Annotated in this window: 20 protein-coding genes and 3 pseudogenes; 10 read left to right on the plus strand and 13 right to left on the minus strand. The window is 70.5% G+C overall.

Annotation, left to right across the window (positions count from 1 at the left end):
- Positions 1 to 222 precede the first annotated feature (222 nt).
- The gene (locus ACFYZB_RS33595) at positions 223 to 786 is read left to right on the plus strand and encodes a DinB family protein (RefSeq protein ID WP_388764967.1); all 564 of its coding nucleotides are present in this window, start codon (positions 223 to 225) and stop codon (positions 784 to 786) included.
- A 32-nt stretch (positions 787 to 818) separates the two neighbouring features.
- Here ACFYZB_RS33595 and ACFYZB_RS33600 read toward each other — a convergent pair whose 3' ends face one another.
- Positions 819 to 974: a hypothetical protein gene (locus ACFYZB_RS33600; protein ID WP_388764968.1), complete on the minus strand. Its 156-nt coding sequence runs from the start codon at positions 972 to 974 to the stop codon at positions 819 to 821.
- On the minus strand, positions 971 to 1,339 hold the full coding sequence (locus ACFYZB_RS33605; RefSeq protein ID WP_388765142.1) for a transposase family protein: 369 nt from the start codon (positions 1,337 to 1,339) through the stop codon (positions 971 to 973). The genes ACFYZB_RS33600 and ACFYZB_RS33605 overlap by 4 nt, the downstream gene beginning before the upstream one ends.
- Before the next feature lie 29 nt (positions 1,340 to 1,368).
- On the opposite strand from ACFYZB_RS33605, the gene ACFYZB_RS33610 reads away from it, so the two are divergent.
- Complete coding sequence (locus ACFYZB_RS33610) at positions 1,369 to 1,788, plus strand: hypothetical protein (RefSeq protein ID WP_388764970.1); 420 nt, start codon at positions 1,369 to 1,371, stop codon at positions 1,786 to 1,788.
- On the opposite strand, the gene ACFYZB_RS33615 is transcribed toward ACFYZB_RS33610, so the two are convergent.
- Complete coding sequence (locus ACFYZB_RS33615) at positions 1,747 to 2,103, minus strand: hypothetical protein (protein WP_388764972.1); 357 nt, start codon at positions 2,101 to 2,103, stop codon at positions 1,747 to 1,749. The two genes, ACFYZB_RS33610 and ACFYZB_RS33615, sit on opposite strands and share 42 nt — an antisense overlap.
- Before the next feature lie 490 nt (positions 2,104 to 2,593).
- Between ACFYZB_RS33615 and ACFYZB_RS33620 the strand changes: the two genes are divergently transcribed.
- Both ACFYZB_RS33620 and ACFYZB_RS33625 read left to right on the plus strand, forming a co-directional pair.
- Positions 2,594 to 4,327, plus strand: a complete 1,734-nt coding sequence (locus tag ACFYZB_RS33620) for an immunity 49 family protein (RefSeq protein WP_388765144.1) — start codon at positions 2,594 to 2,596, stop codon at positions 4,325 to 4,327.
- A 463-nt stretch (positions 4,328 to 4,790) separates the two neighbouring features.
- A complete protein-coding gene (locus ACFYZB_RS33625) occupies positions 4,791 to 5,258 on the plus strand; it encodes a hypothetical protein (protein WP_388764974.1) in 468 nt (155 codons plus the stop codon).
- Here ACFYZB_RS33625 and ACFYZB_RS33630 read toward each other — a convergent pair.
- Positions 5,236 to 5,610: pseudogene (locus ACFYZB_RS33630) on the minus strand (ATP-binding protein); the annotation flags it as partial. The gene ACFYZB_RS33625 and the pseudogene ACFYZB_RS33630 sit on opposite strands and share 23 nt — an antisense overlap.
- Before the next feature lie 294 nt (positions 5,611 to 5,904).
- Between ACFYZB_RS33630 and ACFYZB_RS33635 the strand changes: the two are divergent.
- Positions 5,905 to 6,567 carry a peptidylprolyl isomerase gene (locus tag ACFYZB_RS33635; protein ID WP_388764976.1) on the plus strand — a complete coding sequence of 221 codons (663 nt, stop codon included), beginning with the start codon at positions 5,905 to 5,907 and terminating at the stop codon, positions 6,565 to 6,567.
- Between the two features lie 608 nt (positions 6,568 to 7,175).
- Here the strand turns inward: ACFYZB_RS33635 and ACFYZB_RS33640 are convergent.
- Positions 7,176 to 7,604, minus strand: coding sequence for a hypothetical protein (locus ACFYZB_RS33640; protein ID WP_388764977.1), 429 nt, complete (start codon positions 7,602 to 7,604; stop codon positions 7,176 to 7,178).
- Between the two features lie 287 nt (positions 7,605 to 7,891).
- Between ACFYZB_RS33640 and ACFYZB_RS33645 the strand changes: the two genes are divergently transcribed.
- The gene (locus ACFYZB_RS33645) at positions 7,892 to 9,082 is read left to right on the plus strand and encodes a serine hydrolase domain-containing protein (protein ID WP_388764978.1); all 1,191 of its coding nucleotides are present in this window, start codon (positions 7,892 to 7,894) and stop codon (positions 9,080 to 9,082) included.
- Positions 9,083 to 9,356: 274 nt separating this feature from the next.
- Positions 9,357 to 9,944 (plus strand): histidine phosphatase family protein, encoded by a 588-nt coding sequence (locus tag ACFYZB_RS33650; RefSeq protein ID WP_388764979.1) that lies wholly within the window; start codon positions 9,357 to 9,359, stop codon positions 9,942 to 9,944.
- A 15-nt stretch (positions 9,945 to 9,959) separates the two neighbouring features.
- On the opposite strand, the pseudogene ACFYZB_RS33655 reads toward ACFYZB_RS33650, so the two are convergent.
- A pseudogene (locus ACFYZB_RS33655) lies at positions 9,960 to 10,345 on the minus strand (transposase); the annotation flags it as partial.
- 58 nt (positions 10,346 to 10,403) lie between these two features.
- A pseudogene (locus tag ACFYZB_RS33660) lies at positions 10,404 to 10,560 on the minus strand (IS630 family transposase); the annotation flags it as partial.
- A 234-nt stretch (positions 10,561 to 10,794) separates the two neighbouring features.
- On the opposite strand from ACFYZB_RS33660, the gene ACFYZB_RS33665 reads away from it, so the two are divergent.
- From ACFYZB_RS33665 to ACFYZB_RS33675, 3 genes are all read left to right on the plus strand, one after another.
- A complete protein-coding gene (locus ACFYZB_RS33665; protein ID WP_388764982.1) occupies positions 10,795 to 11,892 on the plus strand; it encodes a serine hydrolase domain-containing protein in 1,098 nt (365 codons plus the stop codon).
- Positions 11,889 to 12,665, plus strand: coding sequence for a MerR family transcriptional regulator (locus ACFYZB_RS33670; protein WP_388764984.1), 777 nt, complete (start codon positions 11,889 to 11,891; stop codon positions 12,663 to 12,665). Before ACFYZB_RS33665 ends, ACFYZB_RS33670 begins: the two co-directional genes overlap by 4 nt.
- A gap of 346 nt (positions 12,666 to 13,011) precedes the next feature.
- Positions 13,012 to 13,293 (plus strand): hypothetical protein, encoded by a 282-nt coding sequence (locus ACFYZB_RS33675; protein ID WP_388764986.1) that lies wholly within the window; start codon positions 13,012 to 13,014, stop codon positions 13,291 to 13,293.
- 238 nt (positions 13,294 to 13,531) lie between these two features.
- Here the strand turns inward: ACFYZB_RS33675 and ACFYZB_RS33680 are convergent, their stop codons facing one another.
- The 6 genes from ACFYZB_RS33680 to ACFYZB_RS33705 all read right to left on the minus strand — a co-directional run bounded on the left by ACFYZB_RS33680 (position 13,532) and on the right by ACFYZB_RS33705 (position 18,574).
- A complete protein-coding gene (locus ACFYZB_RS33680) occupies positions 13,532 to 13,897 on the minus strand; it encodes a hypothetical protein (protein ID WP_351216470.1) in 366 nt (121 codons plus the stop codon).
- A gap of 152 nt (positions 13,898 to 14,049) precedes the next feature.
- Positions 14,050 to 14,652: a hypothetical protein gene (locus ACFYZB_RS33685; RefSeq protein WP_388764989.1), complete on the minus strand. Its 603-nt coding sequence runs from the start codon at positions 14,650 to 14,652 to the stop codon at positions 14,050 to 14,052.
- Positions 14,649 to 15,995: a DUF58 domain-containing protein gene (locus ACFYZB_RS33690; protein ID WP_388764991.1), complete on the minus strand. Its 1,347-nt coding sequence runs from the start codon at positions 15,993 to 15,995 to the stop codon at positions 14,649 to 14,651. Before ACFYZB_RS33690 ends, ACFYZB_RS33685 begins: the two co-directional genes overlap by 4 nt.
- On the minus strand, positions 15,992 to 16,999 hold the full coding sequence (locus ACFYZB_RS33695) for an AAA family ATPase (RefSeq protein WP_388764993.1): 1,008 nt from the start codon (positions 16,997 to 16,999) through the stop codon (positions 15,992 to 15,994). Before ACFYZB_RS33695 ends, ACFYZB_RS33690 begins: the two co-directional genes overlap by 4 nt.
- 64 nt (positions 17,000 to 17,063) lie before the next feature.
- Positions 17,064 to 17,600, minus strand: a complete 537-nt coding sequence (locus ACFYZB_RS33700; protein ID WP_388764995.1) for a hypothetical protein — start codon at positions 17,598 to 17,600, stop codon at positions 17,064 to 17,066.
- Complete coding sequence (locus tag ACFYZB_RS33705) at positions 17,597 to 18,574, minus strand: DUF4129 domain-containing protein (protein WP_388764996.1); 978 nt, start codon at positions 18,572 to 18,574, stop codon at positions 17,597 to 17,599. The genes ACFYZB_RS33700 and ACFYZB_RS33705 overlap by 4 nt, the downstream gene beginning before the upstream one ends.
- Positions 18,575 to 18,829: the final 255 nt, after the last annotated feature.

Raw genomic sequence — 18,829 nt, forward strand, 5'->3', positions numbered from 1 at the left:
TGCTGATCATGCGCGGGAGTCTGCGGTCTTGATCATCCGCCGATGTCATGGGTCGAGGCCGATGCAGGGTTGAACCCAATCCATCCAGCCGGGGCCGGGCGGCCCGAAGGGCACATCAGCCCCCAGCGTCGTCTGCCGGTGCTGTACGGCCTCGCGGCCCACGGCCGGCGACGGCGTTCGCGAGGGTCGCAGCAAGATCCCCGTTGTATGTAGTGTGCGGAAATGACAAGAAGCGAGCGGCTCGCGGAGCAGCTGGACTGGCACTGGCGCAAGAACCTGCGGCCACGGCTGGACGGTCTTACCGACGAGGAGTACTTCTGGGAGCCGGTGCGCGGCTGCTGGAGCATCCGCCCACGTGGCACGTCGGCCGCACCGATGTCGGCAGGTTCGGGGGAGTGGACGGTGGACTTTGCGTCTCCTGACCCGGTGCCGGCGCCGGTGACCACGATTGCCTGGCGGCTTGCGCACCTCATCGTCTCGTGCCTGGGCTATCGGGTCGGATGGCACTTCGGCGGTCAGGACGTCGACTTCAAGACATTCGCCTACGCGGGGACCGCTGACGAGGCGCTAAAACAGCTCGATGAGATGTACGGGAGGTGGAACGCAGGGGTCCGCGAACTCTCGGACGCTGACCTGGACAATCCGCCCACGGTGGGTCCCGAGCGGTTTCCCATGGAGAACAGGGTTCTGCACGTCAACAGGGAGCTGATCCATCACGGCGCCGAGATTTCCCTGCTGCGCGACCTCTACCGCTGGCAGGACGGATCCGTACCGTGCCGAATATGAGTTTTCGGTAACCGGCGATCGAGCTTCGGAACCTACGTCGACTCCGTGACGCTCTGCGGCTGCTGGTCCCGAGAGGCCTCACGATCTTTGACCGCCGTTCTGCGCAGGTAGAAGGCCCTGCCATGGCGCTCGCGCGGGATGCCCATGCAGGTGGTGGGCGGGAGTCTGCGGTCTTGGTCATCTGTCACCTGTTGACCTCGAGGATGGTGAGGACGAGCAGCGCGCGCAGGAGGGCGGTGGCGTGGGCGGGGTCGGTGCGGAGCTTGTTGAGGATGCTCCACGCCTTGAGGTTCGCGAAGCCGTGTTCGGCCGAGGCGCTTCCGGCGGCCAGGACGCGGTTGGCCCGTTGCTGGCCTGCGCCGACCTTGCGCGCGCGGGTGGCCTTGTAGCCGGTGACAATGACCAGGTCGTCAGGGCTCTCGGGCTTGTCCACGCCGATAGAGCCCAGGTCGGCGAACGCGCAGCGACCGGCCGCCTGCAGGTGCTCGACGATTCGGTCGCTGCGGGCGGCGGTGGCATCGTGGGTGCGTCCGGGCGGGCGGCGAAGACCCAGATCGCCTTGCCTTTCTCAGGGTGCCGTCGATGCCGGTCAACCTCGCCGCCGCGCTTGGCGATCTTCTTCAGGGCGCGGTCCAGCCGCAGCGCCCGGGCGGCGAGCAGGTTGATCATCTCGTCGCGCCAGCGTCGCAGGGTCGACTCGGGCACGCCGTTGCCGCCGGCCGCGTCCAGGAGGCGCTGGTCGTGGCGCCGCATCGCCAGGAGAGCGCGGCTATCCGACCCGGGGGCCGCGACCGGAACGGTGAGCGGATCTGCTTCAGTTGGTGGGTGACGGTGCGGGTGGACAGCGGGAGGCGGCACTGGCAGACATGGGAGACGCTGTCCTCGGCGTGTTCTTTGCTTTTGGTCACGCATTCCCAACCAGCCGCCGGTGTCACCACAGTTACGGCCCTGGCGCTGCTGTCACAGGCTGGCGGTGAACTTCTCGTCGGGCCGTTTGCGTAGCCAGCCGCCGTCGGCGAGCTTGGTCATCTTCCCGGGTAGCGGCTCCAACTTCCCCTGCACCCCGACGTCCAGGCCGAGCGTCTCGCCGACCTGCCGGGCCGTGACAGAACCACCGACGGCCACCCCCGGCTCACGGCGCGGGACAAGCAGCACCCCACGCCCGCCTACCTGCACCGTCGGCGAAGCGGCCGCCTGGCGCTCGGCGGCGAGCTGCTTGCTCATCTGCTGCCGGACCCGCTCGGCGACGGCCAGTTCATTCCGCTCGATCCGTACCTCATCCAGCTGCTTGACCAGCCGTTCTTCGAGTTCGTCCAACTCCGCGCGTCGTGCGGTGATGCGCTCGTGAACCTCGGGATCCGCCAGGAAACGGCGCGTAGGAGCCGCACGTACGGCGGCGAGTGGAAACCAGTGAACGGCCCGCCGGATGATCGAGACAGCGGACAGCCACCCACGACCAGCACGAGCGTGTCGCACAGCAGTTACACCAGAGCCTCCGACCAGCACGTTCGAAGATGGCGAAGCTTCAGGACCGACAACGGCCCGTACCAGGGCCCGAGGGGCATCGCGAGTCCTTGCGCCAGGAATATGTCGATCTCGCACTTCGCACCCGGAGGTGGCCGCGAACACGACCGCGGCCAGAACTGCCTGGTCATCGCAGCGGCGCCGACACCCCTGCCGCGGAACCCCGTGGCCCGGCCAGGGCCCGGTGACAGCAGTCAGACGCTGGCCTGTCAGATCCCGCGCCTAGGCTGGCTGTTGCAGAGATCGATCAAGGAGCAGGGCAGTGCGAATAGAGCGTCACCAGGTGGGCGGGGCCGCCGTTTCGGCGGCACGCGAGGACTTCACGAACCGCATCGGGAGGCAGGTGCGGTCCATGTCGCGGGCAGGCCGGATGGCCACCTACGAATGGCAGTCGATCGCAGACGAGTTCCTCGACTACCTGGGCGCCCTCTCCATCGAGACACCCGACCTCGACACCCCGGAGGCCAAGGCCGCCCTCAAGGACGCCTCCGAAGCCGCGGCCGGCGCCGTCGCCTACGCCGCCTACCACCCGCACTGCAGCTTCCAGATCTTCCTGGAGTACGTGAACTTCGGCATGAGCTACGACCCCGGTCACGACGCCCCCGAGGAGAGCGCCACGCCCGGGGAGTGGATCGACGCGCTCTGCCTGACGGTCCTCAGGGACAAAGCCAAGTGGCACGGCGAGGCCTTCGACTTCGCCCGGCAGAAGTTCGCCGAGAAGGCGCAGGGGACGCCCAGCGGCGAGCTCGCCACCGGATTGATGGCCGTGGTCCTGGACGACACCGGCAACGACGAGGAGTATCCGCCGAGCGCGCAGGCCAAGCTCACCGCCGTCGACGCGGCCCTGGACCGCGTCCGAACCCGCGCCCAGGAGACCGACGAGCCGCTCCTGGACCGGCCGGAGACTGCGGCGCTGCTCACGCTGCGCGCCCTGACCACCGAGGACCGGGAAGCCTTCGATGCCGCGCTGGCCGACCTCCTGGCCAGGCACACCGCCCTTCACGGCCTCTCGGCCTCCCCGAGCACTCTTCTCCCGCTCGTTCCCATCGCCCTCGCCGCTCTCGCGTACCGGACCCTGGGCTGGGCCCCGGCCGTCCGCACCGACTACCTCCCGCACGCGCTGATCACCGGCTTCGAGACCCGAGGCCCCCGGGTCGGGGGGTTCGGCCGGAACCGGCGCCCGGACGCGGTGGCCGCACTCGCCGCGGGCCCATTGGTGGTGGAACGGCCCGCCTGCACGCGGACGGTGAACCCGCGGACCGAGGCCATGTACGAGGAACACATCCAGAAGGCGTTCACGCCTGCGGACGGAGGCGCCCTCTCCATCTGGCGGCTCGGCAGCGTCCTCGGTGATCAGGAACGTCTCGTCAAGTGGCGCGCGGGGGACTCCTCGGTCACGGACGCCCTGCTCGCGAATCTCCGGCTGGCCTCCCAGACGGGGGCGGCGCTCTTCCGTATCGCCCTCGCGGAACCGGGCACCGAAGCCGAGGTGACCATCGACGGCCGCACGCTGCGCTACCCGGCCGAGCGAGGCGAGGAGGCCGGCGCCGGCAACTGGCAGACGGCCACCGCCCTCGCCCTCATCACCGGCGCACGCGAGGACCTCGCCCCGCTGGTCCTCACCGGCCCAGCCTTCGCGCGCCCGGACGGCTCCGCCTTCAGCGCCTACCGCGAAGCCCTCCACGCCTACCTCAAGGGCGTTGATCCCGAGCCGGCCGCGCAGCGGGCCCTGCAGCAGGCCGAGAAGGCCAAGGACTGGGGCTTCGCCATGCCGCCGGCCGTGCTGCTGTCACAACTCGTGGAGGGCGACGAGGAGAGCTTCAACCTGGCCCTGGCCGACGCGCTCGAAGCCCACCGCGACTACTACCGGGTCGCCGACCGCGCCGACGATCCGGATGCTTCCGTGAACCTGGACATCCTCGCCCTGGCCTGCCACGCCCGCCGCCGCGGCTGGGCCATCCGCGTCGAGTCCCCCTATCTTCCACAGGATCTCCTGCGGGCCGCCGAACCTTTCTAACGGGCCCGGGGGCACAGCGGGATGCCCCTGCCGGCCCCCAAGCCGAGGCGGGATCCCGTGGATCGATGACGTGACCCGCAAGCTCCGCGCCCAGGGCGGCCACTACGGCGGCCCGAACGGGCGGGGCGCACGTACTGTGGCGAGTACCCGTTCGCCTCAAGTCAGGAGGGCGGCACGAAGCTGCCCGCCTCGCAGGGAGAGACGACGTGGGTGAGCCCGAACCAGAACAACGGCCAGGGCGCCCGGATCACGAACTGGCGCCAGCCGATGCACGTCATGGACAACGACCCGTCCGGGTCGTCGCCTGACGGCCTGACACGCTGGGCCGAACGGCACCATGGGGCACCCCGGCTCGCCGGGGTGCCCCTCCGCGCGAGGAGATCAGATTGATCATCGCTGAGACCACCCTGACGCCGGAGACCGGCGAGTACGGCTACCTCCTCGCGCTCGGCGAGGACTACGCATGGCCGCCCGAGTGGCCTACGGCTGGCGGTGCGGGCCCATCGGCAGCGACACGGCGCACATCCCCACCGACATGGATACCGGCACCATCACCATCACCGTCCAGACCCACGACGCCCCGCCCCCGCCCGAGACCGGCCCTGTCTGGGGGCCCGCGGAGGAGATGAGCCTGCACGCCACCGACGACACTCCCGTCATCTACATCCTCGGCAGCGGAGACTTCGAAGAAGCCGGCCCCGAAGGCGGCCCGCTCCAACTGCCCACCGACCACGCCCCGGTGTGGATCCGGATGCGCCTGCACTGCCACACCCCCGAGCCCGGCGTCGGCGACCGCGGTGAACGCCACCTGATGCAACTCTGGGCCGCCCCCCAGCAGCCGCCGGTACACCCGCGGCTGACCGAATCCGAACTCACCCAGCGCCGCGCCTACAAGGAGGACTTCGACCAGAGGCCAGGGGCTTGGGGATGATCTCGTCGAAGCCGGAGGGGTGGAGGTTGCTGCTGACGGCGACCGAGCGTCGTTCGTAGGCGGCGTCGACCAGGCGGTAGAACCCTTCGGTGGCATCGGGTGAGACGGGCAGGAGGCCGGTGCCGTAGACGATGATCAGGTCGGAGCGGATGATCTTCGCGAGGGCTTGTGCGAAGGGGGCGTCCGCGTGGTGGCGGCGGACCAGGGCGCCCAGGTCCTGGATGGTGAACCAGGTGACGGACAGGCCTGCTTCGACCGCGGTCTGGCCGAGGGCCTCGGTGAAGTGGGACGTGCCAGTGCCCGTGGGCCCGCAGATGCAGAAGTTCTCGCGGCGACCGATCCATTCGAGGGTGGCTGCGGGTGCCGCCGACTGAGGCGTCCGCTTGCGCCGCGGCTCTTCTGCGGAGGCCAACCGGTTCGCCCGTGAGTACGGCATCGCTTTCAGGTGCACCACAACGGCTGCGGCCGGCGGGTCGGTTGGAGGACCGCCCGTTCGCGGTGTCCGTGTCCTGTCGCCCGTTTGCTGTGGCGACCGCCCGCCCAAGTTGACGGTGCCCGGAGCACGGGTTTCACCCGGACGGCGGAGGGGGCAGGATGAGGCGGACATGACACACCCATACGATGCTGACCCGAAGGGAACCGTCTCGTGCTCCGTAAGCCAAGCGCCCTGCTCGCCACCTCCGCCCTGCTCCTCCTCGGCACCGCGACGCAGGCCGCGGCCGACACCCCGCCTCCTGCCGCGCCGCCGGCCGCCTGCACCTACACGCCGGCCGTTCCCGCAGACAACTTCAAGGGGATACCGGTCTTCGACCCGGTGAAGGCCGCCAAGCCGTACAGTGCGACGCTGCGCACCGGCCAGGGGGCGATCACCTTTCGGGCACTGACCGACAAGGCTCCCTGCACCACGTACTCCTTCAAGTTCCTCGCTCGGCGCCACTACTTCGACCGGTCGCACTGCCACCGGCTCACCACCGCGCGCATCTACGTGCTCCAGTGCGGCGATCCGACCGGCACCGGGAGCGGCGGACCCGGTTACTCCTTCCCCGACGAGAACTTGACCGGAGCGACCTACCCCGCGGGGACGGTGGCGATGGCCAACGCTGGGCCCAACACCAACGGAAGCCAGTTCTTCTTCGTCTGGAAGGACACCAAACTCCCGCCCGCCTACACGCCGTTCGGCAAAGTCACCGCCGGCCTCGACGTGCTTCAGAAGATCGCGGTGGGCGGCGAGGACGACCAGAACGGGCCGGGAGACGGCTTTCCGACGCTGCCGGTGAACATCAAGCGCGTACAGATCAAGAGCAGGTAGTACGGCCCCGCCCCGGCCCTGTCCTTGCCGGAAGCCTCGTCCAGGTCATGGTCGGCGTCGTACGAGTCGGCGGACGAGATCGTCCAGCGGGGCGGGAATTCCACGGGAGCGGCCCAACTGGCGAAGGGTGACCTTGTCGCCGTGGTCGGCGACCTGAGGTTTCCGGTGTAGGCGACCTCGGTCAGGGCGTTGCGGGCGTGCAGGGCGGGCGGTTTGCAGGCCCAGGTCATGGCGGCGCCGTGCTGTCTGCCGGTGTGCTCGTCGGCGGTGAGTATGCGTTGGGCCAGGGGGAATGGGGAGTCGGCGGGGGCGTCATAGGGTTCTTCGTCGACGAGCCGGCCACCGGGGGAACCAGCCGGCGGCCTGCGTGATCATCTCGACCTGGTCGGGCTGGCGGCAGAACAGGTAGCCCTCGTTCTCAACGGGTCTCGAGGCCAGCCCAGATGTGCGGGCAGGGGGACCACTCGCAGACGGCCGAGGGGTGCGCACCCGCCCGGCCGCGAGGCTCCTCCTGGTCGACGCGTACGCCCTGCGCTGGGGCTAGAAGGGACGCGACCAAGCCACGCTGACGGGGTGACCCCCGGACTGCCGACGACACCCCTCAGCCCCTAACAGCCGACGGTGGAGCGGGCGGCCAGCAGGCCGCTCCTCGGCATGACGCGCGAGATCGGCTGGCGGCCACTCAAGCAGGACGGGGCGCGGACCACGCCTTCTCCATTGTGCGGGCGAGGGCTGCCATGGCCTGGTCGATGCCGTGGGGCGTGTTGGTAGCGGGTGACGGAGTCGAAGGCCAAGGCGAAGGCGATACCCATGGCGGCCGCCCGCCGGACGAGGGCGTCCGAGTCGTGGCCTGCGGGAAGCGTGGCGAGGGCCTGCACGCCCGCAGGGACACCGGTCAGCCGCAGAGGCAGGGCCGGGGCGAGGGACTTGCTCGTCGAACCGAGGTGGATGACGGAGTCAGGCGCCAGTCCCTGCAGTGCGCCGATCGCCCGGTGATCGAAGCGGAACTCATCGTCGTAGTCATCCTCGAGCACCACGGCGCCGCACCGCCTGCCCAGGACAGCAGCGCCTGAACCAGAGCCTGGGTTTCGAGAACACCTCGGTGCTTGCTTCGGGACCCTGGTTGTGCTCTGCGCGGCGAAGGGGCCGGGGTGTTGTCGGCGTGTCCCTGGGGCTGTCCCCACCGCCGATCCGGGCGGTCGCCCCATTACGCCGCCTCTCAGGCCCCGGCCACCATGGGGGTACGGCGTGCGCGGCAGCCTCGGCCGGGGACGCGCCGCTCGCCCGACCAGCACACCACACCTCCACCTCCGAGGACGCCTACATGATCACGCTCAAGCGAACCACGTACAAGCGAGCGGTGGGCGGCCTGCTCGTGCTGGCCGCGGCCGCCGGTGTCACCCTGAGCACGCAGCCGGACGACGCCCACGCCCGGCCGAACACCGCCGCGCCCACCGCCGAATTCCCCCACCTCCGCGCACTGCTGCAACGGCTGACCACGACCGATGGTGGCCCCGGCGCGCTGGTCGCACTGCAAAACCGGTCCGGCCGCGCTGTGCTGACCAGCGGCGTCGCAGACGTGCGGTGGAACACGCCGGTGCGCGCAGACAGCACGTTCCGGATCGGCAGCATGACCAAGCCGTTCGTGGCGACCGTCGTGCTCCAGCTGGTGGGCGAGGGCCGCGTGGTCCTCGACGCGCCGATCGAGCGCTACCTCCCCGGCGTCGTCCGCGGCCACGGCAACGACGGGCGGAAGATAACGGTCCGTCAACTCCTCCAGCACACCAGCGGCCTGCCCGACTACCTCGACTACCTCAAGCCGCAGGACGTCATCGACAAACCGCTGACCCACTACGACACCCGCGATCTCGTGCGGCTCGCGCTCTCCCACCGCCCGTCCTTCGCGCCCGGCACCGACTGGCGCTACTCCAACACGGGCTACCTGCTGGCCGGCATGCTCATCGAGCGGGTGACCGGGCACACCTACGGCCACGAGATCCGCCGACGCATCATCGATCCGCTCCACCTGCGCCAGACATCCGTCCCGGCCGACACCTCGAAGATCCCGGGCCCGCACCCGAGCGGCTATGTGCGCAAGGACAAGGACGCGCCGCTCAAGGACACCACCGCGCTCAACCCCACGGTCGCGGGCGCGAGCGGCGCCATGATCTCCAGCGGCGCCGACATGAACCGCTTCCTGGACGCGCTCGTCCACGGGCGGCTGCTCCGGCCCGCCCAGCTTCGGCAGATGATGACGACCCGGCCGACCGGATCCCCGGACAACGGGGCCTACGGCCTCGGCCTGGAGAGCCACCCGCTGCCGTGCGGCGGCCGCGCCTGGGGGCACGACGGGGGAATCGTCGGCTACCAGACGACAAGCGCAGTCACCCTCGACGGCAGGCAGGCCACCGTCATGGCGAACCTCTATCCGGGCGAGACGGACGCCCAGGACAAAGACATGGCGGCCACTGTCCAGACGGCGCTCTGCGCAGCCCGTCCATCGCCCGGACGCTAAGCCCACAGGCAGCATGGACCGGCATCCATCGACCGGAGCCCCTCGGAGTCAACGATCGGCCTTCGAGCGTCGTGGCCGCCGCAGACTTGTACGCCTTCGCAAACGTGCACCCTGCATCGCCGTCCCCGTCCATACCGTGCTGGCGGTCGAGTTCGTGAAAGAGAGCGATGGCGCCCGGAAGCATGGGTCTCACTTGGTGATCCCAAGCAGTAGATCAGGCGCAGGCGACGGAAACCGTCTCGGCGCGCCACAAGATCAGATAGCGTGCGCGGCCATGGGTGAACTGATAGTGATCAGGCACGGCCAGACCGAGTGGAGCTTGTCGGGCCGGCATGCGGGTCGGACCGATGTTCCGCTGACCGACGCGGGCGAGGCTGCGGCCAGGGCTCTTGCTCCGAGACTCGCCTGCCGCCGGCTGGTCGCGGTGTTCAGCAGCCCGCTGAGTCGCGCCATCCGGACCGCCGAACTGGCCGGCCTGACCGGTGCCGAGCCCGATCCCGACCTGTTGGAGTGGGACTATGGCGGCTACGAGGGCCTGACCGCCGAGCAGATCCGCGAGTCAAGGCCAGGCTGGAATCTGTGGCGCGACGGCGTCATTCCAGGCGACGCCGACCATCCCGGCGAGCAGCTCGCGCAGGTGGCCGCGCGCACGGACGCGGTGCTGGACCGTATCCGTCCGCTTCTGCACGACGGCGACGTCGCCGTCGTCGCGCACGGCCACTTGGCTCGTGTGCTCACCGTCCGCTGGCTCGGCCTCGACGCGTCCGCGAGCCGACTGCTCGGCCACCCGCATCCGGGCACTCTCAGCTGCTTGGCCGCCGAGGATGGGCAGCCGTTCATCTCCGCCTGGAACGTCCCGTAGCCGGCGCCTGTCGCATCACAGGTGATGCGACAGGCGCCGGAAGCAGATGAGTGCAGCGGTGATGCCGGTGAGGCGAGGTAGTGCTCGGCCTTACGTTCGTAGCGGCGGTGCTGTCGGCGGCATCCGGCGAGCCAGGAGACGGTGCGCTCGATGGTCCAGCGGTGGCGCTCCGGGCGGTGGGAGGAGTCGACGCCCTTGCGTGCCATGCGCGGGGTGACGTTGCGCGCGCGAGGCCATCGGCGCAGGTTGTCGTAGTCGTAGCCCTTGTCGGCGTGGAGCGTTGAGGGCCTACGTCGGCGCGGCCCTCGGCGCGAGCGGATCGGCGGAATCCCGCGCACGAGCGGCTCAAGGCCCTGACTGCCGTGGGTGTTTGGGCCCGCGATGCCGATCGAGAGGTTGAGCGGGTCTGCACGTAGTTCTCGACCTGAAGACCACAAGCCGTTCGGACGGGAGGGGACACCCTCCCCGGCGGAGGCGGCTCTTCTCGCTGCGGATCCAGGCGCGCTCACGGCGCTGCCAGCGCAGCGGGGTGGCGGACGTTGGCGTTGCGCCGGCGCCGGTAGGCGTGGAGGGCGCAGGTGTGCACCGTGTGGTTGCGGCGGTTGGAGTTGGCGAGTCGTGAACTCGTCCTGGTCCGCGCCGACTGCGGTCCCAGGTCGGGTGGAGCGCTGTCGCGGGACAGCGAGGCCGAGGCGAGGACCCGGAGTCGGGCCGGGAGTTCTCGCTGACAGTCACGCCGGCTGGAAGCGGCCGTGGGCTGGATCACAGTTGAGGTTGACCTCGGGGCAGGGTGGAGGCTCCTCGCAGCGGCACCACGCCGACCCGGACACCACCGATGTGAGGGAGCAACATGTCCACCCAACTTTCCAGTCAGGGGCAGGATCGTCCGGAGCTGCAGAAGGCGATCGAGGAGTTGGCCGAGTCCGGCTTCGCCGGGGTCCAGCTCCGGGTGAACGATGAGCAGGGCGAGTGGGTCGGCAGCGCCGGTGTGCGCGAGCTGGGTCAGAGCGCCGAGCCCCTGAAGAATGGGCACTTCCGCATCGGCAGCAGCACCAAGAACTTCGTCGCCACCATGGTGCTCTTGCTGGTGGACGAGGGCAGGATCGGCCTGGACGCCCCGGCCGATGACTACCTGCCCGAGTTCGGTCTCGACCGGCGGATCACCGTGCGGATGCTGCTGCAGCACACCAGCGGGATCTTCAACCACACCGGCGAACTCTACGAGGACGGGACGATCGTGCTGGGTGTCCCCTGGCAGGGCAAGGAGTGGGTGGACAACCGGTTCAAGACCTACCTGCCCGAGGAGCTGGTGCGGCTGTCGTTGTCCAAGCCGGCGCGGTTCGCGCCGGGTACGGGCTGGAGCTACGCCAACACCAACTACGTGCTGGCCCGGCTGGTGATCGAGAAGGTCACCGGCCAATCGTTCGCCGAAGAGTTGCAGCGGCTGATCCTGGACCCGCTGGGGATGACCGGCACCGTGGCACCGGGCGCCTCGCCGGAAATCCCCGAGCCGCACAACCACAGCTACTACCGCTACGAGGACGCCGGGCAGGAGCGGACGGTCGATGTCACCCGACAGAACCCGTCCTGGGTCGGAGCCGGTGGTGACATGATCTCGACCACTCGGGACCTGCACACGTACTTTTCCGCGCTGATGGCCGGCAAGCTCCTGCCGACCGAGCTGCTGGCCGAGATGCGCACGCCGGAGGCGACCGTCGGCTACGGCCTGGGGGTGTTCGCGCAGGAAACAGAGGGCGGCACCATCTTCCAGCACAACGGTGCCACCATGGGCTCGGCGGCGCTGATGTACAGCACCGCCGACGGCACCCATACCCTGACCGCCGGGCTGACCTGGGTGGACGACGCCGACCTGTCGATAGCACCAGCATTCCGGACCGCCCAACAGCGTTTGGTCGCCGAGGTGTTCTGCGGCAAGCTGGGCCGATGAGGAACGGAGTCACGATCGGGCAGGCGGCGGCGTTCGTCGGCGTCACGGTGAAGACGGTGCGGCACTACCACAAGCTCGGCCTGATCGCGGAGCCGGAACGTGACAGCTCGGGCTACCGGCGGTACGGATCTGGCGAGCTGCTGCAGCTGGTGCAGGTACGGACGCTGGCCGCCGCGGGCGTACCGCTGGCCGAGATCGGCTCCCTGCTCGACGCCGACGCCGCGCGGTTCGGCGCCGCGCTCGCCGACGTCGAGCGGCAGCTCACCGAACGCATCGATGAGCTGGCAGCCCGCCGCGACACGCTGCACCGGCTCGCCGACGGCGACCGGGCCCTGCTGCCCGACCGCGCCTGCGCGATCCTGGACCGGATGCCGGGCCTCGGTTTCAGCCCCGAGTACGTGGCCGCACAACGCGAGGCCCTGGTGCTGGCCCGGGCGTTGGTGCCGGAGGGCTTCGACGGCTTCCTGACCCAGCTCGAACACGGCCTCGACGACCCCGAGTACATCGAACTGACCAAGCGTGGCTGGGAGGCCGAGACCTGGGAACCGGACGACCCGAGGATCGAAGAACTCGCGACCGCCATGGCCGACCACTACCTCGCCAACCCCACGCTGCTGGGGGATCGTGCCAGCCTGCAGGCATGGGCCAAGGCTTCGGTCCAGTACAAACTGATCAACAACCACCGCGAGGACCAAGCCCCGGTGGCGGCCCGCCTGACCGCGCTCACCGAGGCCAAGCTCCGCGCCGCAGGCGTGCTCGTGCCGCACCGATGACGGAATCCTCAGGGCACCGAAAACTACGCATCACAGCAGATGAGAAGCTCACCCTCTCTTCACGGCCGAGCGGCTGCGTTATCTCCAGGACGCGTTCGCCAAGGCGGGCCGACGACTCCCGCGCCCGCACAGCCCGTTACACCGAACAGTACGATGCCGACGCAGGGCACCCCGTGCGTGAGGGCGACCAGCGGGCGCACCGTCCGCAGCAGCCCGGCCCGCACGGCGGCCGGGAGGCCGGCCACTGAGTGCACCCGATGCCGGGTACCCGATGCTGCGGCGCGCACCGACGATGCACCGCACCCACTCGACCCACTCGGCAAGGAGTGGACTCCACCGTCGCGGAGTGCACCGCATGGTGCGGGAGTGCGGCCTTCACAAGAAACAGGGAGCCGGGGACCGACCGTCGGAGCGGATCGGCGCCGTCAAAGTGTTAACGCTCCGCGTCTGCGCCCGCGGGATCGGCGGCCGCCTGAACGAGGTTGTGCTCCAGGCATTCCAGGGTGAGCAGGGCCGCGATCCGCTCGTCGGCGGACATACCAGCGGTCGAGAGCTCCTCGCGTTGGCTCCAGCCCGGCTCGACCTCGCGGCGCAGGGCGTGGCTTGCAGCTGCGGGCTCGATGAGTGAGGCGCGTCTGTCGGTGGGGTCGGGGCGGCGGCGGACGAAGCCAGCCTGTTACAGGCGCCGGACGGTGCGGGTCATGGTGGCGGCGTCGGAGTCCATCAGGCGGACCAGCCACAGCCGGGAAACACCGTGCCCACCCATGCGGCCACCGTAGGCAACGAAGAGAGCCGCCGGGAATCCCCATCCCACTGGCGACCAACTGTCCCCAGCGTCATGTACGACAGTGGCCTCGCCATCCTGGTCAGGCGAGATCTGTCAGGTCCTCCGCGAACACCTGCGACAGAGGCTGCGGTCCCACATACTGCTGGCAGTTGCACTGACCAGCCTCGTAACGCAGCGGCTTCTTGTTCTCGTCCCAGGCCACTGGTACCTCGACGCGCTCGTGGCACTGGCCCTGCTTGTCGTGTTTGGCGAGATGGTGCGTGCATCCGCACACTGGCTCCGGAGACTTGTTCGCTGCTTCGACGGCCAAACGTTCCTGTCTTGCCGCCTCCAGCAACTGCAGCTTGCGCTCATGGCGATTACGCAGTGCGGTGCGGATGTTGTCGGCCGCCCACGCGAAGCCACCCGTCCAAAAGGCGATGAGAACCCACCAGAACCAGTCCATCGGCTATCCCTTCCCCCTGTGATGCTGCGGACCAGCATAGATGGCTCACCGGAAGGGTGTTCGCATTGTCATGCAGGCAGCCCCAGCCTCTCACCCCTGACCATCTTTGGGGTGTCACCGAGATGAGCCGAACTCACCAGTGGTCCCGGCGGTCAACCGGGCGGGCTGCGACGGGCGCGTAGCGCCAGTACCAGGCAGACCGTGGTCGCGGCGATGGCGAGTGAGGCGGGCAGACGTGCCCATGAGGAGTCTGCGACCGGTGCCTGGGCAGCGAGCAGCACCACTGCGGTCGCGGCGGCGGCCGCCAGTGCGGGTGTCGCCTGCGGGTGGCCGGGAGGGGCGGTGGCACCGGCTGTCCAGGCGTCGGTTACGAGCAGGTAGGCAATCAGAAGGGCGGCGATGCAGACGACCAGCCAGAGCGCGGGGCCGGTGGCCGCGGCGACCGCGATCGCCGCGGCCGGCAGCACGGTCGTCCTGCGGCGGGCCGCGAATGTCCGCCAGCGCATGGAGGTCAGGACGGGGCGCGCGTCGACCATCGGGGCGGCCCACCAGGCGGCCGTCGCCACCCCCAGGACCAGCACCCTGACGAGCAGTGGTGCGTGCAGGGCGGCCGGCGGGTTGCAGGCGGCGACGGCAAGGGCCGTTCCGAGCAAGCGGTCGGTGATGCGGGAGGTGAGACGTGCGATGAGCAGGACGGCTCGGCTGCCGGCGGGGCGCGGGCCTGGCCGGGCGATCCGGGCGGGGGCGGTGGTCATCGGGTCCCCCCGCGGATGCGGGTGCGCAGCAGCGACGCAAGGGCGAGGTCGAGGGTCTCGCCGGGTCGGTGGGCGACGACCGCGATGCCGCGTTTCACCAAGGCGAAGCGCATGGCGTCACGGTCAGCCCGCCACAGCCGCAGCGCGAGTTCCGCTTCGGTGTCACCGGGTTCCACGACTGGGTCGCCAGTGGGGATCTCGATGACGACCATCGGGTTGGCCCGTCCGCGCACCTGGTGCAGGATGTCGAAAATCCGCTGGTCGGTCAGCGGCGTGATGACGTACACGAGCGCTCCTTCGGGCAACGCGGGCGGTGGGAGCAGGCTGAGTCCCTCCGTGCGGTACGCGAGGTCTTTGCGGACCTCCAGCACACTCTCCACCATGCGGTAGAAGTACCCCTGGCCACTGCCCGGTTGCAGCCAGCGGGTCGCTCCACCCACCGACACGACGCCGACCCGGTCGTGGGTACGCAGGTAGGCGCGGGCCAGCCCGGCAGCGGCCCGGAAGGTCTCGTCGAGCGAGGACGCGCCGGTGACGGGGTCGACCACGTCGGCGAGCACGTCCAGCAGCACCACGGTGTCGGCGGTGCGCTCCGCGACGAACTGGTGGACCTGGAGGGTGCCGCGGCGGGTGCTGGCCGGCCAGTGGATCCGCCGCTGACGTTCGCCGCGCACATACGGGTGCACGCCGGTGACCTCGACGCCCTCGCCCCGCTGCACGGCGGTGTGCTCGCCGAGACGTTGCGGCAGCCGGACCGGTATGGGCGTGAGGCGGGCGTGTTGGGGCAGCGGGAAGACAGCGACCTCACCGAGATCGGCCCGCACGGTGCGCCGGGCCAGCCCGCCGCGGTCGTAGACGTCGACGTCGACCGTGCCGAGCGTCCAGCGACCCCAGCACTGCGCGGTCAGGACGAGATCGACGCGGTGCGGACCCACCGCGAGGTGGTCGAGCCGAACCCCGTGGCCGAGGGTGACGCCGGGGTCCAGGCGGCCGGTCTCACCGTCGTAGGCCACCGCGATCCGCACCGTCACCTGCTCGCCCTCGAAGCACCGCCGCGGCTCCACCTCGGCCTCGGCCGTCACCGCCTCCGGGCGCGGCCCGCTCGGCAGGGCAAGGGCGAGCATCACCAGGGGGGCGGCGGCGAGAGCAAGTACCCAGGGGCGCCCGGTGACCAGCGCGGCCGCCAGCGCGACGACGGCCAACGTGCCCAGCCGCAGGGCGCGTTCACCGGTGCGCCAGCCGGGCGGGGGCGGCGGCGGGGGTTCGGCGGTCACGTCGTGACGGCCGTCCAGGGCCCGTTGAACGGCGGCGGCCGCTCTGCGGGCCGGTGCCGGCTCTGTCATGACACGACCGGCGTGCGCGGCAAGGTCTGCGGGGCGCGCACGGATTGCACGATCTCGCGCATCACGTCGTCGCCGTCGATCTGCCGGACCCACAGCTCCGGCTTGAGGGTGACGCGGTGCGCGAGGGCCGGCACCGCCACGGACTTGACGTCCTCCGGGGTCACATAGTCCCGCAGGTCCAGGACGGCACGGGCACGGGCGAGCTGCACCAAGGCCAGGCCGCCGCGCGGAGAGGCACCGACCTGGATATGCGGGTGGGCCCGGGTGGCGCCGACCAGCGAGACGGCGTACTCCAGCAGGTCGTCGTCCACCTCGACGCGTTCGACGGCGGCCCGCATGGCCAGCACCTCGCCCGGTCCGCTGAGCGTACGCAGCACAGCCTCGGGCGCCGCCCGATCGATACGCGCGCGCAGCATGCCTGCCTCCTCGGACGCCGTCAGATAGCCCATCCGAACCCGCAGCAGGAACCGGTCGAGCTGGGCCTCGGGCAGGGTGTACGTGCCCTCGTACTCGATGGGGTTGGCGGTGGCGACGACCACGAAGGGCTCCGGCAGCGACCGGGTGGTTCCGTCGATGGACACCTGGGACTCGGCCATCGCCTCGAGCAGCGCGGCCTGGGTCTTGGGCGGGGTGCGGTTGATCTCGTCGGCGAGCAGCAGGTGGGTGAAGACCGGTCCGGGCCGGAAGACCATGTCTGCGGTCCGTTGGTCGTAGAACGGAGCGCCGGTGACATCGGAGGGCAGCAGGTCGGGGGTGAACTGGATGCGGCGGAAGTCCAGGCCGAGCGTGGTGGCGAAGGAGCGTGCCAAAAGCGTCTTCCCGAGTCCCGGCAGGTCCTCGATGAGGACATGGCCGCCGGCGAGGATGCCGAGCATCACCAGCGCCAGCGGCTCCGCCTTGCCGACCACGGCCGTGCGGATCTCGTCAAGCACGGCCGCGGCCCGTTCCCCTGCCTGCCGGGGTGTCAGGGTGTCGTGGTCCGGGATGGGCTGCGGGCTGGTCACGGTCGGTTCCTCACAGGGCGGGGTCGGGGTGCGCGGGCTGCGGGGTCGGCCACAGCGCCACCGGTCACAGGGCTTCCAGGCGGTCGAGCAGGGAGCGCAGGACGGGCTCGGGGAGAGTGCGCTGCGGAGCGGTCGCCTCGGGGTCGATCCACGGCCACAGCTCAGCTCCGACCAGCGCCCGGGCCCGCTGCGGGTTCCGGTACATCGCCACGCCGCGCCGTTCGGCCAGTCGGGCGGCGAACAGCCGCTGCAACTGCGGCCGCATGACGGTGTCGAGATGCGCTTCGGCGTCGCCCGCGAGGGACTTGGCCACGATGCGCTGCCACTCGCCGAGCGCCGGGGCCCGGCTGTCCAGCAGGCGCACCGGCCTGCGACAGCCGCTGTCCTGGGCGGCGCTGCCCGCGGCAAAGCGCCCCAGGGCCAGCGCGACCGCGGTGATGAGGGCGAGGCCGGTGGCGGCCGCGGCGGCACCGTCGGCCAGGGCGAGCAGCACGTCGGCCGCGACCGCGGCAGTGCCCAGTACGGCCAGCGAGTGGCGTACGGAACCGGGCGTTGGCAGCACGGAGTTGACGACGGCCCGTATCCGGGTGGGCGCCTTCACGATGTACCCGTCACGGCTTCGGGTCCAGAAGTCGGCGAGCGCAGGCCGTCGGCGATCTCGGCGAGCGCGGCCGCGGCCCGGTCGCGGTGGCCGCAGTCCATCGGGTGCGTGGAGTAACGGGCCTCGCGGAACAGCGCGGTGAGCGCGGCGGCGGCCGCCCCGGTGGGCAGGCCGTCGGCGACGGCCCGCTCCAGCAGGTCCTGCGGGCTGTCCGAGGCGCGCCGGGTTACGCCGGAGTCGGCGAGCGACTCCTCCATGGCCGCATAGCTGGCGATGACGGCTGCGCGAGCGTCGGTTGCGTCCAGCAGGGCACGGCGCCCGGAGTCCACGGCCTGGGCCAGGCGTTCCTGCTCGTGGTCGAGCGTCGCGTACGTGGCCGGGGCCTCGGCCGCCGGCGGCCGGGTCAGATACCGCCACAGATGGAGCCCGGCGATCATGACGACCGCGACAAGCAGGGCGATACCGAGACCGAGCAGGATACGCGTCAGCCCGAAGTGCATGCTGTGGCCGGCGTGCCCGGCACGCTGTGCGGGTGGCAGGGTGGGCACCGGGTCTTGCCGCGGGCTGGGAAGCGGTGACGACTCGTGGCCGCCCCCGTGGCTGCTGCCGGACGAACCGAACTGGTGCAGGACCAGCACGAGCAGCGGGACGACCAGCGTCGCGGCCAGCAGGACGCGGCTCACGCCGTCAACCACCCGCTGTTCCACCAGGTTGAGTTCCCAGGCGGCGCCGACCTGCTCCTGGTACTTCTCGCGCAGTGCCAAGCCGCCAAGCAGTGACAGCAGGGCGAGGCCGACCACGAGGACGGGGTTGCCGCCGAGCGGCCCGCGGCCCTGGGCCAACAGGCCCGTGTCGGGGTGCAGCAGCAGCGCTCCCAGGGCCGCTCCACCCACCATCAGCACTGCCAAGGCGGCCTGTGGGGCACCGATCGTGCTGTGCCGCCGTCGCCCGCCCGCCGTGTGCTGCAGTCCCACCGCCACACCCTTCACTCGTGGCCGGCCGGACCACGCGCGCCGTCCCCGGTCACCTGTCGCCGATCCCCGACTTGACGGAATCCTGACATGGCGGGGTGCGCCGTTTCATTGCCGACTTACGGCAGTCCTTACGCACCTCTTCATGCCGTCTCTCGGCTACGACCGGACGGGCATTCAGCGGTGGGCTGAGCCCAGGGGGCCTGCCCGGATGGCGGGTTGGGCGACGCTGCGAGGTTCACCCGTGCGGGGGGTACG

Source organism: Streptomyces sp. NPDC001852 (assembly GCF_042891825.1).
Classification (GTDB): Bacteria; Actinomycetota; Actinomycetes; order Streptomycetales; family Streptomycetaceae; genus Streptomyces.